Source organism: Citrobacter sp. Igbk 14 (assembly GCF_028069825.1).
In the GTDB taxonomy this organism is placed as follows: domain Bacteria; phylum Pseudomonadota; class Gammaproteobacteria; order Enterobacterales; family Enterobacteriaceae; genus Citrobacter.
This window is the reverse complement of the sequence record NZ_JANEWM010000026.1, coordinates 22,719-38,047: the sequence shown is the minus strand read 5'-3', so window position 1 is coordinate 38,047 and position 15,329 is coordinate 22,719. Positions and strand designations below refer to the sequence as shown.

Sequence of the window (15,329 nt, the reverse complement as noted above, 5' to 3'; positions counted from 1 at the left end):
AGTGACGATGATCTATCTGACCCAACGCCTTAACCACGCCCATCCTGTCACTGCAAGCGTCACGCTACCCATTGATGTTCGGGTAAAAAGTCGCGCCAGAGTCGCGTTGAACGACGGCCGCGAAGCCGGGCTGATGCTGCCGCGAGGCTTACTGTTGCGCGGCGGCGATCTGCTGACCAACGACGAAGGCAGCGAAGTCATCGAAGTCATCGCCGCGCCGGAGTCGGTTTCTGTCGTGCGCTGCGCCGATCCTTTCCTGCTCGCTAAAGCCTGTTATCACCTCGGCAACCGCCACGTTCCTCTGCAAATCCAGCCCACTGAATTGCGCTACCACCACGATCATGTGCTGGACGATATGCTGCGCCAGTTCAACCTTGAGGTCACGTTCGCCCAGTTGCCGTTTGAACCGGAAGCAGGCGCTTATGCCAGCGAGTCACACGGGCATCATCACGGTCATGCGCACTGATGCATAACACCCAACAGCTGCGCCTGATGCAGCTTGCCAGCAGCAGTTTACCGGTGGGAGCGTTTACCTGGTCCCAGGGCCTGGAGTGGGCGGTCGAGATCGGCTGGGTGACATGCGTCGATGACTTCTCTGACTGGCAAATCCAGCAGATGGAACAGAACTTTTTTACCGTCGACCTGCCGCTACTGGCGAGACTTTATCGTGCCTGCGAGCAGGACGATCTTACGGCGGCACATCGCTGGACGGCATGGTTATTGGCCTGCCGGGAAACCCGCGAACTGCGGGATGAAGAACGCAGCCGGGGGGCAGCTTTTACGCGCCTGGTCACCGACTGGGAGCCAGATTGTTCCCCGCAATGGCGCGCGCTCTTTAGTGAAAGCCAGCTCTGCGGCATGGCCTGGCTGGGCGTACGCTGGAAAATCCCGCTGACAGAGCTGGCGTTAAGCTTCGGCTACAGCTGGATTGAAAGTGCGGTGATGGCCGGCGTCAAACTGATTCCCTTTGGTCAGAAGGCGGCGCAGCGCTTGATTATCTCGCTTTGCGATCGCTATGCGCAGGGTCTGGCACAGGCACTGGCTTGCCCTGACATTGGTCTCGGCTCCTCTACGCCACTGGCCGCCATCGCCTCTGCCCGGCACGAAACGCAATATTCCCGACTATTCCGTTCCTGAGGAGAAAACATGAATACACACAAACATCCCCTGCGCGTGGGCGTAGGCGGCCCGGTGGGTTCCGGAAAAACCGCGCTACTGGAGGCATTATGCAAAGCCATGCGCAACACCTGGCAACTCGCCGTCGTGACCAACGATATCTACACCAAAGAAGATCAGCGCATTCTCACCGAGACTGGCGCACTGGAGCCTGAACGGATTGTCGGCGTGGAAACCGGCGGCTGTCCACATACCGCAATCCGTGAAGATGCGTCAATGAACCTGGCGGCAGTAGAAGCACTGAGCGACAAATTCGGTAATCTGGATCTGATCTTCGTGGAAAGCGGCGGCGATAACCTGAGCGCCACCTTTAGTCCGGAACTGGCCGACCTGACGATCTACGTGATCGACGTTGCCGAGGGCGAAAAGATCCCACGCAAAGGTGGGCCGGGGATCACAAAGTCTGATTTTCTGGTGATCAACAAAACCGATCTGGCGCCCTACGTCGGTGCCTCGCTGGAGGTTATGGAACACGATACCCTGCGCATGCGTGGCGAGCGGCCATGGACGTTTAGTAATTTAAAATCCGGAGAGGGTCTGGAAACAATTATCGCGTTTCTGGAAGAGAAGGGAATGCTGCGGATGTAGCGTATTGCCCGGTGGCGCTACGCTTACCGGGCCTACGATATTGTGTGCTTATGCCGCCGGTAATTCCGCCAGCGGCCAGCGTGGACGCACCGTTACGCCAAGATCGGCTGTCGCGCCCGCTTTAAAACGCACCATGCCGGCATAGGCGATCATTGCCCCGTTGTCGGTGCAAAATTCCGGACGCGCGTAGAACACTTCGCCACGGCGTTTTTGCATCATCTCGGCCAGTTTTGCACGCAGCGTACGGTTCGCACTGACGCCCCCCGCCATCACCAGACGTTTAAAACCGGTTTGATCCAGTGCGCGCTTGCACTTGATCATCAGCGTATCGACCACCGCATCTTCAAAGGCTCGGGCGATATCTGCGCGGGTCTGATCGTCATTTTCGTTATTACGAATGGTATTTGCAGCAAACGTTTTCAGACCAGAGAAGCTGAAATCCAGCCCCGGGCGGTCAGTCATTGGACGCGGGAAGACAAAACGCTTTTCGACGCCCTGTGATGCCAATTTTGACAGCATTGGACCGCCAGGATAATCCAGCCCCAGCAGCTTGGCTGTTTTATCGAATGCTTCACCTGCCGCATCATCAATCGATTCGCCCAGCAGTTCATACTGGCCAATTCCGGTGACGCTAATCAGCTGTGTATGACCGCCGGAGACCAGCAGCGCGACAAACGGGAATGCAGGCGGATTTTCTTCCAGCATTGGGGCTAACAGATGGCCTTCCATGTGGTGTACTGGAATTGCTGGAACGCCCCAGGCAAATGCCAGCGAACGCCCCACAGTTGCGCCGACCAACAGCGCACCAACCAGACCAGGACCTGCGGTATAGGCTACCGCGTCAATCTCTTTGGCCGTCAGTCCCGCCTCTTTCAGCGCGGCCTGGATCAGCGGTACGGTCTTACGCACATGATCGCGCGAAGCCAGTTCTGGCACCACGCCGCCGTAGTCAGCATGTAATTTCACCTGACTATACAATTGGTTGGCTAAAAGACCTTTTTCATCGTCGTAAATGGCGATGCCGGTTTCATCGCAGGATGTTTCAATGCCCAATACACGCATGACTTGTTTTACCTCGCTCTATTACCGCGCAGTGTAGGACCAATGCGGGTTGATGTAAAACTTTGTTCGCCCCAGGAGTTCCGCTCGTGTATACTCCTTGTCCTTATAAAAGTCCCTTTCAAAATCGCGTCGGTGCTTTACAAAGCAGCAGCAATTGCAGTAAAATTCCGCACCATTTTGAAATAAGCTGGCGTTGATGCCAGCGGCAAACCGAATTTATTAAAGGTGAGAGTTACATGCCGGTAATTAAAGTACGTGAAAACGAGCCGTTCGACGTAGCACTGCGTCGCTTCAAGCGTTCATGCGAAAAAGCAGGTGTTCTGGCGGAAGTTCGTCGTCGTGAGTTCTATGAAAAACCGACTACCGAACGTAAGCGCGCTAAAGCTTCTGCTGTGAAACGTCACGCGAAGAAACTGGCTCGCGAAAACGCACGCCGTACTCGTCTGTACTAATCCATTGAGAGCCAACGCTCTCAATTCAGACTGAGTTGTAGTTGTAAGGCCGTGCTTCCGGAAGGAATGCGCGGCTTATTTTCGTTTATACATCAGCAACTACACAAAATCATTCACACTGTATCAAGACGGCAAGTGAGTGAATCCCCGGAGCTTACTTAAGTAAGTGACAGGGGTGAGCGAGCACAGCCAACGCAGAGACAGTTTGAAGGATGAAGTGTAATAACGGGGCATATGGCTGGACGAATCCCACGTGTATTCATCAATGACCTGCTGGCAAGAACCGACATTGTCGATCTCATCGACGCGCGGGTAAAGCTGAAAAAGCAGGGCAAAAATTATCACGCGTGCTGTCCGTTCCATAACGAAAAAACCCCCTCTTTCACCGTAAACGGTGAAAAACAGTTTTATCACTGCTTTGGGTGTGGTGCACACGGCAACGCCGTCGACTTTCTCATGAACTACGACAAGCTCGAGTTCGTGGAAACCGTCGAAGAACTGGCCGCAATGCACAACTTAGAAGTGCCCTATGAAGCAGGCAGTGGCCCCAGTCAGATAGAGCGCCATCAACGGCAAAGTCTTTATCAATTGATGGACGGCCTGAACACTTTTTATCAACAGTCTTTGATGCAACCCGCCGCTACCCCTGCGCGCCAGTACCTGGAAAAGCGAGGATTAAGTAGCGACGTTATCACCCGTTTTGCCATTGGTTTTGCGCCCCCTGGTTGGGACAACGTCCTGAAACGGTTTGGCGGCAATCCCGAGAATCGCAAATCGCTGATCGACGCGGGAATGTTGGTCACCAACGATCAAGGACGCAGTTACGATCGCTTCCGCGAACGGGTGATGTTCCCCATTCGTGATAAACGTGGTCGGGTCATCGGTTTTGGTGGACGTGTGCTGGGCGATGCCCTGCCGAAGTACCTGAACTCCCCGGAAACCGATATTTTCCATAAAGGCCGTCAGTTGTATGGCCTTTATGAAGCCCAACAGGATAACGCCGATCCGCAGCGTCTGTTAGTGGTCGAAGGCTATATGGATGTGGTCGCCCTGGCACAGTACGGCATTAACTACGCCGTGGCATCCCTTGGGACGTCAACCACCGCCGATCACATTCAGCTGTTGTTCCGTGCAACGAACAACGTCATCTGCTGCTACGACGGCGACCGCGCCGGGCGCGATGCAGCATGGCGCGCGCTGGAAACCGCACTGCCTTATATGACAGACGGCCGCCAGCTACGTTTTATGTTTTTACCTGACGGTGAAGACCCCGATACGCTGGTGCGTAAAGAAGGGAAAGAGGCCTTTGAAGCCCGGATGGAGCAGGCGCTGCCGCTCTCCGCGTTTTTATTTAACAGCCTGTTACCGCAGGTCGATTTGAGTACCCCGGACGGACGCGCACAGCTCAGCACGCTGGCGTTGCCACTGATTACTCAGGTACCGGGCGAAACGTTGCGCATTTATCTGCGACAGGAGTTAGGGAACAAGCTCGGCATCCTGGATGACAGCCAGCTTGAACGTTTAATGCCAAAACTGGCAGAAAATGGGGCTTCCCGCCCTGTTCCACAGCTAAAACGTACGACCATGCGTATACTTATAGGGTTACTGGTGCAAAACCCGGATTTGGCCCCGCTGGTTCCGTCGTTAGGCGCTCTGGATCAAAATAAGCTACCTGGACTTGGCTTATTCAGAGAACTGGTCAACACTTGTCTGTCTCAGCCAGGTCTGACCACCGGACAACTTTTAGAGCACTATCGCGGTACAAATGATGCTGCGACCCTTGAAAAACTGTCGATGTGGGACGATATAGCAGATAAAGATATCGCAGAAAAAACCTTCACCGACTCACTCAACCATATGTTTGATTCGATGCTTGAACTGCGCCAGGAAGAGTTGATAGCTCGTGAGCGCACACACGGTTTAAGCAGCGAAGAACGCCGGGAACTCTGGACGCTGAACCAGGAACTGGCCAAGAAATAAGAGAAAGACAAAACAAAGACAAAATCATTCGCGTTGTATCAAGGCAGCAAGTGAACGAACGCCTGGGAGTGTACATAAGTACATGACCAGGATGACAAATCCGCCGGGAGCGGATTTGAACGCTGCTTGCGGCGGCCCCGTAAGGGGCGAGGCTCAGGATGAGCCGAGTAACGAACGCAGCTAACGCAGAGACAACGTGAAGGATGAAGTATTTAACGGCTTAACTGCCGAATATCGTTCGGGAAGCCCCCGACAGCCGCACGGAGAGGCAGCGGCAAAATATAAGTATGCCCTCGTTTTGCCGTTGGCGGTTTTACCGCCCAACACCAATCAAACGAATTAAGTGTGGATACCGTCTTATGGAGCAAAACCCGCAGTCACAGCTGAAGCTTCTTGTCCAACGTGGTAAGGAGCAAGGCTATCTGACCTATGCCGAGGTCAATGACCATCTGCCGGAAGATATCGTCGATTCAGATCAAATCGAAGACATCATCCAAATGATCAATGACATGGGTATTCAGGTGATGGAAGAAGCACCGGATGCCGATGATCTGCTGCTTGCTGAAACCTCCAACAGCACCGATGAAGACGCGGAAGAAGCGGCTGCCCAGGTTCTGTCCAGCGTTGAGTCCGAAATCGGTCGTACAACTGACCCGGTCCGCATGTACATGCGTGAAATGGGTACCGTTGAACTGTTAACCCGTGAAGGCGAAATTGACATCGCTAAGCGCATCGAAGACGGGATTAACCAGGTTCAATGCTCCGTTGCCGAATACCCGGAAGCCATCACCTATCTGCTTGAGCAATACGATCGCGTAGAAGCTGAAGAAGCACGTCTTTCCGATCTGATAACCGGCTTTGTCGATCCGAACGCAGAAGAAGACATGGCGCCAACCGCGACCCACGTCGGCTCTGAACTTTCTCAGGAAGAGATGGATGATGACGAAGACGAAGATGAAGAAGACGGCGACGACGACAGCAGCGACGACGACAACAGCATCGACCCTGAATTAGCGCGCGAGAAATTCGGTGAACTGCGTACTCAGTACGAAATCACCCGCGACACTATCAAAGCGAAAGGCCGCAGCCATGCAGCCGCGCAGGAAGAAATTCAGAAGCTGTCTGAAGTATTCAAGCAGTTCCGCCTGGTGCCAAAACAGTTCGACTACCTGGTCAACAGCATGCGCGTCATGATGGACCGCGTGCGTACTCAGGAACGTCTGATCATGAAGCTCTGCGTTGAGCAGTGCAAAATGCCGAAGAAGAACTTCATCACTCTGTTCACCGGCAACGAAACCAGCGAAACCTGGTTCAACGCGGCAATCGCGATGAACAAACCGTGGTCTGAAAAACTGCACGATGTGGCAGATGATGTTCACCGCGGCCTGCAGAAACTGCAGCAAATTGAAGAAGAAACCGGCCTGACCATCGAGCAGGTTAAAGACATCAACCGTCGTATGTCCATCGGTGAAGCGAAAGCCCGCCGTGCGAAAAAAGAGATGGTTGAAGCAAACTTACGTCTGGTTATCTCCATCGCGAAGAAATACACCAACCGTGGTCTGCAGTTCCTGGATCTGATTCAGGAAGGCAACATCGGTCTGATGAAAGCGGTTGATAAGTTTGAATACCGTCGTGGTTACAAGTTCTCCACCTATGCAACCTGGTGGATCCGTCAGGCGATCACCCGTTCGATCGCGGATCAGGCGCGTACCATCCGTATCCCGGTACATATGATTGAGACCATCAACAAGCTCAACCGTATCTCCCGCCAGATGCTGCAAGAGATGGGTCGCGAACCAACGCCGGAAGAACTGGCTGAACGTATGCTGATGCCGGAAGACAAGATCCGTAAAGTGCTGAAGATCGCGAAAGAGCCTATCTCCATGGAAACGCCGATCGGCGACGATGAAGATTCGCATCTGGGTGATTTCATCGAGGATACCACCCTCGAGCTGCCGCTGGACTCTGCCACCACCGAGAGCCTGCGTGCTGCAACGCACGACGTTCTGGCTGGACTTACAGCGCGTGAAGCGAAAGTTCTGCGTATGCGTTTCGGTATCGATATGAACACCGACCACACGCTGGAAGAAGTCGGTAAACAGTTCGACGTTACCCGCGAACGTATCCGTCAGATCGAAGCGAAGGCGTTGCGTAAACTGCGTCACCCGAGCCGTTCTGAAGTACTGCGCAGCTTCCTCGACGATTAATCTCAAGGTTTAAAACGTGAAAAAGCTCCCTCATGGGAGCTTTTTTTTCGCCTGTCAATCGAAGCATTCCCGGCGGCGCTACGCTTGGCCGGGCTACCCGTAGGCCGGATAAGGCGTTTACGCCGCCATCCGGCAATTTGCGCGGGTTCTTCCGGATGGCAGATTCACTTATCCACCTTACAAGCCGCGCGCCTTCAACGCCACATCCACTTCCCGATACGCCTCCACTAACTTATCCAGCGTAATACGGCTTAACCCACTGGGGTTCGGCAATACCCAAATCTGCGTCGTACCAATCGTCAGTGTCTGTTTCCCCCACTGCGCGCCACGTTGACTGAACCCCTGCTCAAATGCCTGTTTCCCGAGGATTGCGAGCGCTGCGGGTTGGAACTCTTCCATCTTCTCGATGAGCTTACGGCCACCGCTACGCATCTCCTGTAGCTTTACCTCATTGGCTTGCACCGTTGGCCTGTCGACGAATTTGGTGACGCCACAGCGGAAATCCAGTAGGTGTTGCGCCTCTTCCGGCTTTAGCTGGCGTTCGGTAAATCCCGCCTGATGGATAACCTTCCAGAAGCGGTTAGCCGGATGCGCGAATGGGAAGCCGGTCCCCGCAGAAGACAGCCCCGGATTGATGCCGCAAAAAACCACCCGCAGCCCCGGCGCCAGTATGTCCTTAACCATATTCACTCCACACAATACATCAGGGAACAAGTATAACGGACTGAAAATACATTGTTTATAAAAACAGCATCCGTACGCTTATGTCTGGATTGCAACGCGGAGTTACTTTATAATCCACCGCCACGGCCCCTTAGCTCAGTGGTTAGAGCAGGCGACTCATAATCGCTTGGTCGCTGGTTCAAGTCCAGCAGGGGCCACCAAATTTTATCTTTAAAATCATATAATTAAGCCACTCTAACGAGTGGCTTTTTTATTGACACAATAGTTACTGTCCCCTTTTCGTCCCCTCAAAGATCACATAGAGGTCGATAGCAGCCGGATCAGCCTTTCCCTTTGGCCAGATGATAAAGACCAAATGACCCCATCCATACCCAAGCTATCCGCTTTATCTATGTAATAGGAGAACGAAATCTCTGAGCTGAAAAGCTGATCAGGACACTCTCGCCGCTCACACTTAGAGATAATTTCTGTTCGATACCGTGTGATATACCTGCTTTCAATAATGACTGATGGTTTACCGCAACATGGGCAAATAGAATTCAGCTTTGCTTCAGTTGGCAACCCTCGTGGAGAACTTTCACGTTCAAGGATATCTAGCACCCACTGGCGAAACTCTTTAGCAATGGGGGTTCTGGCAAACATAGCCAGAAGGTGAGCACCACGAAGTGAAAAAATGCGCACCCGCTTCCGATAATTCCCTGAGGTCACTGATTCAATGACCTGAGACATTCCTGGCGAAAATTCATCAGAATTTTGGTGAAAAAGATTAGTAATCGATTTCATGTTCGCGTACTGAAGCGCATGAGCCAAATCAGCAGCGGTGAACCAAATCTGGCCGTTTCTTTTAGCAGTAGTGAATTTTGTTTCGTGGAATACGAGTTCCGTTTTTGCTACAGTCTTCATGTCTAAATTCCTTGCTGGGATTGGACAAAACCGAAGCCCTGGCTGTTAGCGCAGCTGGGGCTTCACTATTTACATTCATCGAATATTCATTGCCTTCTTTAGATTTTTAATTGTGATTGCATTCAACGTTCCGAAATAATCCTCTTCCTGCTCACGCCATACCCAATCGATCAAGTAGGCATTCGCATCACCAGTAACCGTTCTGCTGCGGCGTGTTAGCCCCGACCATACCCCTGTCAACGAATCAGCCTCCACCGATAAAGTTACAGCAAGAGTTTTCATCCAGAAGCCCGACTCCACATCTTTAATTTCAAGAATCGCTTTCAAAACGTTCCGAGACTTACCACTTAACCCTTTAACAAATTGTGTTGCCTGCAAAGAGGATAAATCCGCTGCCAAGCCGCTATAGTCTGGTTCTGAGTGTTGTGAGTTATCCTCCCCAGTCACCGCACTTAAAATCTCAGCCTGAGTTCGTTCCGACATTTTTTGAAAGTCAGAGCGGGAAATAAAGAAACCGCTATTCATCTAAAAATTCTCCAGTTGATTAAAGATACGCATCAAGTTATACCTCAACGCCAAATCAATGACAACAACGAATCTACAGGTTCTATCTTAACGTGTAACTCGTGTGTAGTTGGTGTTACCTGAACTACACAGAAACTACACAGTAAGAATTTCAGTTTTCATTTTTTGCCAAGCACCTCCACAACCCGCGCCCTCACTGAGTTCGCGGGTTTTTCTTTCTCCAGCCACCTACCGCCTTTTGATCTTCTCAAACGCACGTAAAATACATTTTTCTCTTAAATTTCATTAACTTGATATTTTTCTTAGATCCTTCGCAGATCCTTCAAACTGAAAATTACTGAAATTCCTTTCATTCTTTTCAGTTCTGGTTTTCCGCGAAACTGCCAGTACTGGCGCTGTCTGGCGGTCTGGTTTGTAGAAAAAGAAAACTGAAAAATTTTATCGATCCAGAAACCGCAGGCGGGTGCGGTGTAGTGCCGTTTTTGTCTGCGAAAGATTTATTTTGTCAGCATTTAGCGCCGCCAGCATAACGTGGCAGCACAGATCCTTTTATGGTGTTGCGTGGTAGTGGTCAGGGAAAATAAACGCTTAGAATGCGTCTGGTGAGGCCTGGGAATGGGTACAAAAAAGCCCGCTTAGATGCGGGCTGATGGGATGGTCAGGCGATTATGCTCTGGTACTTATTGCGGGTCTGCCCGGCCTTCTCTGCCGTCTGGGTAAATGCGCTGGCATTGGTTGGCGTACCCACGCTGGGGTGTGAATGGTTCGCACACTGCTGCGCCAGCTCTGCCAGTAAATCAATGGTATCCAGCATCATGGTCAGCGTGTTAACACTCTCACTGCCAATATGGACGGTTGGTCCCATAATCTGCTGACCGCCCGCCGCCACCGATTTACGCAGCGCGGCAATCTTTTCAGTCAGGGTTCCCCCCACATCAACATCCACAGCACCGGCCACTTTCGTGGACTGCTTCCCGGTTATATCGGCTTCGTCATTCCCTTCAATGCTGGCCAGCCTGTTGCCCTTCACGGCCTGGCTAAAATCACCGGCGCTGACCTGCTGAATGGCTCCGGCCATCAGGGTGGCGGTACCCAGTACCGTTGTCTTATCGGTGGCTTTAACCGTGGTTTCCCGACTGACCAGATCACGTTGTTCCGTGTCGGCTTTGACCGTCCTCGCCATCGATGTCTCGCTGATGGTCTGATCGGTCTGCCGCACCCAGTCGCCAGCCTGGGTAACGCGTTGCGATACCTCCGCCCGCTGCTGTTGCAACTGCTCCCCGGGCTTAACATCCGGCAGACTGGTACCATCCGGCAGTGTCTGCCTGATAAACGGTTTATCAGGTCTCCCCCCGGTAAAAGCAACTTCAACCAGCGTCCCTTCTGGCGGGAACTGGAACATGCCGGAGTCATTACCAGCCATCGGTACCGGCAGCGGCACTGCCGAATAAACCGGCGTCTGGTTGTCGGGATTGCCGTCTGCGTCAAGCAGCTGCACATCAACGGCATAACGTGGCCGGAACGGATCGGAAAAATCACCGCTTTTCACCGCTTCGCTGGGTGCCACCACTCTGGCCAGCTTCGGCAGGTGCAGCCCGGAAGCCAGTTCCGGGTAATGGCTTTCAATCTGGCGCTGCGCCGGTGTTTTCTGTAATGGCTGACCTGTAGCGCGGTTTCTGGGTGTCCAGGTGACGGCCATTGTGTCATTGGTCAGATGAACTCTGGTCACGCGCTCCCCGTTCAGCTCAACTCCCGGTCGCAGACTCTGGATCACCGGCAGCGTCATGGAGTTACCGCCCGCCGCCCCCTGGCTGAACTCTGCGGGGATATCTACCGGACGACCGGCAAACAGCGCCTTTTCTGCACCGCCCACATACAGGGAACCATCAGGCAACTGATACCAGATGTAATCCGGGATACTGAATGCCCTGCCCAGGTTATTCAGCAACTGATAACCCGTGCCGTTATGGGTAAAATGGGGGATCGGCTTATCGCTGTATGATGTATCCGGCACACTGACCGTTATCCCGCTGTTTTCCGTCAGCCAGCCGGCGATTTTACGCAACGTGGGATGCTGAAATGAACATGGCCACGCTTTTTCAAACACACCGACCAGCTCACGTACAAACAGGCGCTGAAAGCCATTTTCAGCAGGTTGCGAGCGTTCCACGTAGCCGGTAAACCAGCGCAAAAGCAGGTCAGAATACCCCACATCCAGCCGCACCAGTTTCCCGGTATAGTCCGTGGTTGTCTGTGCAGTAATAAATCCCCGGCCGCAACTGTTCAGCTCCAGCACCAGACTGGCATCCGCCAGGTGAACTTCATCCGTTGAAAGGTACAGGCGTTTAACTGGTTTCATCGTTAACCCAAAGCATCATTGACGGGTTTAAGCACACGTTTCTCAAACCACGTCAGTTTTTCTTCATCTTCCCCGGCACTCTGGCCACCGGCCTGTCCGGTTCCTCCGGCCGTCTGTTTTTTCGCGCTGGATTTCCCTGTGGCTCTGGCCTCCCGCTTTTCCTGCACGCTGATATGTTCTGCCAGCGTAAACGTGACCAGCCAGGCCATTTTTCCGTCCTGCTGCGGCGCATCGATCGTCCCGCTGAATGTCGCCTCGCGAAAATTCACCGCTCTGGCCACTTCATGCGCCACACGGTATTTCTGGCGGTTTCCTCCGGCATCCGTGGCGCTGGCCAGCTCGAAAATACGTTTCAGGATCTCCGGGCTTTTAAACGGAATTTCACCGCTGATACGCAGTTCCTTGCCCTTTGCACCCTGCTCTGATTTTGTGGTGGCGCTGGTCTGGCCGGACTGGTCTTTATCCTGGAACTGCTGCGATACGGTTAAACGCATGTTTTTCAGCGGTATGGCCTCGCCGTTAAGCGCCAGTGTTGGGATCGAAGTCATGAATCATTCCCTTTATTCCATCCAGATTGTCACCAACCAGCATCATCGCCGCCGTATAAACGGCTGATGGCTGCGGAATATCTTTTACCAGTTCCAGCAGCGTGGTGGCTGTATCGCCGTTGCCCGTAAAAACCCAGGCTCTGGCACTTTTTCCCTGTAAATCGCCCAGTCCGCTGGCCACATCACTGATAAGTTTGTCACGCAGCTGCGCAAACTCCCCCAGTTGCTGCTTCATGCCATCCAGACTGAAGCCCGCACTGGCCGCTTTTTGTGCCTGGCTTACCGCCGCCGCTGACAATGCCGCCCTGCTGGTTGGCACAGACAACGGAACAGCAACCGGCAACCCCGCCCCGGCTTTCGCGGGGATCTGCATTTTTTCGATGGCCAGCGCCGCAGCGGATTGCGCCAGACGCTTTACCTGGGTGAATGCCGGCGCGGGGAAAACATCCACCAGGCTGTTAAGGCTGTTCATGAAATTTTCATGCGTCTGGCCTGTCACCATCATGATCATCACATCGGCATTTCCGCCCGTTCCGGCCAGCCTCCCGGCAAGATAGCGGACAGCATTCACCGGGCTAAGATATGCACCGTTATCCGTCTGCTGTCCCAGCCCGTTTATCCACGGATGCGCCGGAACAATTGAGCAATTCAGCGCGGCCAGCGAATCAGCGAAGGCCAGACGTGCTTCACGCCACATTATCAGGCACCTCCGGCCAGACTATATTCCCGGCATCATCAGGGTTAACCCGACTTAACAGCACACGGTATTTTTTCCAGGCAACCAGCAGCGTTTGCTCCTTATCTGTTGCCATATCAAAATCAACCGCATCCTGTAAGGTTGAAATTACCTCACTGGCCTGTTTCATCAGACTGGTTTTCGTCGTCTCAGCTTCACTGACCAGCGCCACGCGTTCAGCATCGGGATCAGATACCCATTTACTGCCATCCCATTTTTGCCAGGCAGAATCCTTTGGAATTGTCGTTGTCCCTGCCGGGTATGCTCCCAGCTCAGAAATAAAACGCGCATTGCCTGTCTGCGTGTCGAAAACAACCTCTCCCCGGTGGTCTTCCATGACAAGCCATTGCTGTTTTTCCATATTAAAAACGGGAATAAAACCCGCCTTTGTTTCTGGCGGCTCTGTCGTGGTGCAGTTCGCAGGGAGTCCCGTATGTGCCGGGATTAGCGCATCACCTTTACCAATATATTCATGCGTATCCGCACGCAGGTTATAAACAGTAATCGTCCGGTTTTCATCGGTCATTTTGAAAGTCATCAGGCCAGCCTCACAATGTAGTTATAAGCAATGTTTTTTACCGTGTTCTCTGCGTTACCCGTCGCATTAATCGTCACGTTATGTCCGTGTGCGCCCAGTGTTACGGTGTGATTGTGTGCACCAATGCCCACCCAGTGATCATGCGCCCCGATATAAACGTTATGAGCATGGTTTCCCTCTGCGGTAGTCCTGCTCCAGCTGCCATTACCGTTAGACAAAACAGGGTAGTTAGATCCCCCGACACCACCCACCGGATATCCATGGTCGTGATGCCCCTGCACATCCGTGGTTTTGTTACCGTAATCAAATCCTGTTGTTTGCTTTGAACCGTAATCAAACGTGGACACTGTTTTTGTCCCCAGATCGGTCGCAGAAACAGTTGCACCGTGGGCATGTGATTTGATGCCGTCTTCTTCATAAGAAAGCACGGCGCGGTCGTCTGTTTTCCCTTTAATTGTCATCCGGCGCATATCAGGCAGAACGCCGGAAGGGTAAGCCTTCGCCAGCAGCGGGTAAGCGGCCTTATCAAAAGCCTGCCCCTGAAGAATCCCCCAACCGTCCGGTGGCGTATCCATCGGCCACGGCAGGGGGACACCTACCGGCAGAACGTCACTTCGGCTTAACAGCGCCAGTTCCCCAAGATTCAGGTTTTTACGGGCTTCAGCTTTATCCTGAACATCGGCTAAATTTGTATCTTTTCGCAGGAAATCACTGCTGGCCTGTTGTTCATTCAGACTCCCCTTTGGCCGTAAATCGGTAATGTTCCCATTCACATCAATGCTGGCCACTGCAAACACGTAATGCTGTTCACCGTTCTGCACATAATCAGCCAGGTTTTCCGCTACGGTAATTTTGCGCTGAACATTCCAGACACTGGTCAGCGCACCCGCCCAGCACACATCCAGCCAGACTTTTACCGGTTTTGTTGTCACGGTAATATTTTGATTTTCTGCCAGTGACGTACGCAGTCCCGCCACATAGCCGGTGCCTTTGGTGACAAAATACTGATTGCCGGTTTTTCCGACCAGATAACCATCCCCAAAGAATGCGGCAGCACCATAAATATCCACATTCTCCAGGCGCTGGCGTTCATCCATCCCGGCCATACGCGCCGTGAAATCAATCTGCCAGGTTTCAGCCGGTGTATTAATCCCGGTTTCAGCCTGTGCGCCGTTGTACTCCATCAGAAACGAACGGGTCAGAACGTTCCCCTGCTGGCCTTCCGCTGTTTTCAGTTTCTGCTGTACCGGCGCATGAACAATCATCGCCAGCGTACCGCTGGCCTTATTCAGCAGACCGATCCAGTTAAAGCTGAAGTCGCCCACGTCAGCACCCAGAACGGCGGAATACACCACGCCATTTTCATTCACCACACCAGTACGGGTAACAGGTTGTCGGTGCACAATCTGCGCGACAGCTGGCAGTGCTTCATTCCGGTCAATGGGTACATCCGGATTCAGCCCCGGTACATCCGCAAACACAAATTCATCCAGCACCACCGGTTCGCCAGTGGCACCCTGCTGCGCTTTCCACTGCTCAAATGCCAGCGTGATAGCTGTCTGTGACATATA

Annotated in this window: 15 protein-coding genes and 1 tRNA gene; 7 read left to right on the top strand and 9 right to left on the bottom strand. The window is 52.9% G+C overall.

What is annotated here, in order from left to right:
- Positions 1 to 7 precede the first annotated feature (7 nt).
- From ureE to ureG, 3 genes are read left to right on the top strand one after another with little or no spacing between them, the layout of a single operon-like run.
- Positions 8 to 466: an urease accessory protein UreE gene (gene ureE / locus NNN64_RS12205; protein WP_271441555.1), complete on the top strand. Its 459-nt coding sequence runs from the start codon at positions 8 to 10 to the stop codon at positions 464 to 466.
- Positions 466 to 1,137, top strand: coding sequence for an urease accessory protein UreF (locus tag NNN64_RS12200; RefSeq protein WP_271441554.1), 672 nt, complete (start codon positions 466 to 468; stop codon positions 1,135 to 1,137). Before ureE ends, NNN64_RS12200 begins: the two co-directional genes overlap by 1 nt.
- Before the next feature lie 9 nt (positions 1,138 to 1,146).
- Positions 1,147 to 1,764: an urease accessory protein UreG gene (ureG, locus tag NNN64_RS12195; protein WP_271441553.1), complete on the top strand. Its 618-nt coding sequence runs from the start codon at positions 1,147 to 1,149 to the stop codon at positions 1,762 to 1,764.
- Between the two features lie 48 nt (positions 1,765 to 1,812).
- Here ureG and tsaD read toward each other — a convergent pair whose 3' ends face one another.
- Positions 1,813 to 2,826 (bottom strand): tRNA (adenosine(37)-N6)-threonylcarbamoyltransferase complex transferase subunit TsaD, encoded by a 1,014-nt coding sequence (tsaD, locus tag NNN64_RS12190; RefSeq protein ID WP_038633989.1) that lies wholly within the window; start codon positions 2,824 to 2,826, stop codon positions 1,813 to 1,815.
- Positions 2,827 to 3,062: 236 nt separating this feature from the next.
- Between tsaD and rpsU the strand changes: the two genes are divergently transcribed.
- From rpsU to rpoD, 3 genes are all read left to right on the top strand, one after another.
- Positions 3,063 to 3,278, top strand: a complete 216-nt coding sequence (gene rpsU / locus NNN64_RS12185) for a 30S ribosomal protein S21 (RefSeq protein ID WP_001144069.1) — start codon at positions 3,063 to 3,065, stop codon at positions 3,276 to 3,278.
- Between the two features lie 234 nt (positions 3,279 to 3,512).
- Entirely contained in the window at positions 3,513 to 5,258 is a 1,746-nt protein-coding gene (gene dnaG, locus NNN64_RS12180; RefSeq protein ID WP_271441552.1) for a DNA primase, read from the top strand.
- A gap of 359 nt (positions 5,259 to 5,617) precedes the next feature.
- Positions 5,618 to 7,465 carry an RNA polymerase sigma factor RpoD gene (rpoD, locus tag NNN64_RS12175; protein WP_003024699.1) on the top strand — a complete coding sequence of 616 codons (1,848 nt, stop codon included), beginning with the start codon at positions 5,618 to 5,620 and terminating at the stop codon, positions 7,463 to 7,465.
- A gap of 177 nt (positions 7,466 to 7,642) precedes the next feature.
- Here rpoD and mug read toward each other — a convergent pair whose 3' ends face one another.
- On the bottom strand, positions 7,643 to 8,149 hold the full coding sequence (mug, locus tag NNN64_RS12170) for a G/U mismatch-specific DNA glycosylase (RefSeq protein ID WP_271441551.1): 507 nt from the start codon (positions 8,147 to 8,149) through the stop codon (positions 7,643 to 7,645).
- Positions 8,150 to 8,273: 124 nt separating this feature from the next.
- On the opposite strand from mug, the gene NNN64_RS12165 reads away from it, so the two are divergent.
- Positions 8,274 to 8,349, top strand: a tRNA-Ile gene (locus NNN64_RS12165).
- A 94-nt stretch (positions 8,350 to 8,443) separates the two neighbouring features.
- Here NNN64_RS12165 and NNN64_RS12160 read toward each other — a convergent pair.
- From NNN64_RS12160 to NNN64_RS12130, 7 genes are all read right to left on the bottom strand, one after another.
- The gene (locus NNN64_RS12160; RefSeq protein WP_271441550.1) at positions 8,444 to 9,052 is read right to left on the bottom strand and encodes a BRO-N domain-containing protein; all 609 of its coding nucleotides are present in this window, start codon (positions 9,050 to 9,052) and stop codon (positions 8,444 to 8,446) included.
- Positions 9,053 to 9,127: 75 nt separating this feature from the next.
- Entirely contained in the window at positions 9,128 to 9,577 is a 450-nt protein-coding gene (locus NNN64_RS12155) for a hypothetical protein (RefSeq protein ID WP_271441549.1), read from the bottom strand.
- Between the two features lie 658 nt (positions 9,578 to 10,235).
- Positions 10,236 to 11,936, bottom strand: a complete 1,701-nt coding sequence (locus NNN64_RS12150; RefSeq protein ID WP_271441548.1) for a hypothetical protein — start codon at positions 11,934 to 11,936, stop codon at positions 10,236 to 10,238.
- Positions 11,937 to 11,938: 2 nt separating this feature from the next.
- Positions 11,939 to 12,484 (bottom strand): baseplate complex protein, encoded by a 546-nt coding sequence (locus tag NNN64_RS12145; protein ID WP_271441547.1) that lies wholly within the window; start codon positions 12,482 to 12,484, stop codon positions 11,939 to 11,941.
- A complete protein-coding gene (locus NNN64_RS12140; RefSeq protein WP_271441546.1) occupies positions 12,456 to 13,181 on the bottom strand; it encodes a hypothetical protein in 726 nt (241 codons plus the stop codon). Before NNN64_RS12140 ends, NNN64_RS12145 begins: the two co-directional genes overlap by 29 nt.
- Positions 13,171 to 13,758 (bottom strand): tail fiber assembly protein, encoded by a 588-nt coding sequence (locus NNN64_RS12135; RefSeq protein ID WP_271441545.1) that lies wholly within the window; start codon positions 13,756 to 13,758, stop codon positions 13,171 to 13,173. Before NNN64_RS12135 ends, NNN64_RS12140 begins: the two co-directional genes overlap by 11 nt.
- Positions 13,758 to 15,326, bottom strand: coding sequence for a phage tail-collar fiber domain-containing protein (locus tag NNN64_RS12130; protein ID WP_271441544.1), 1,569 nt, complete (start codon positions 15,324 to 15,326; stop codon positions 13,758 to 13,760). Before NNN64_RS12130 ends, NNN64_RS12135 begins: the two co-directional genes overlap by 1 nt.
- Positions 15,327 to 15,329 lie beyond the last annotated feature (3 nt).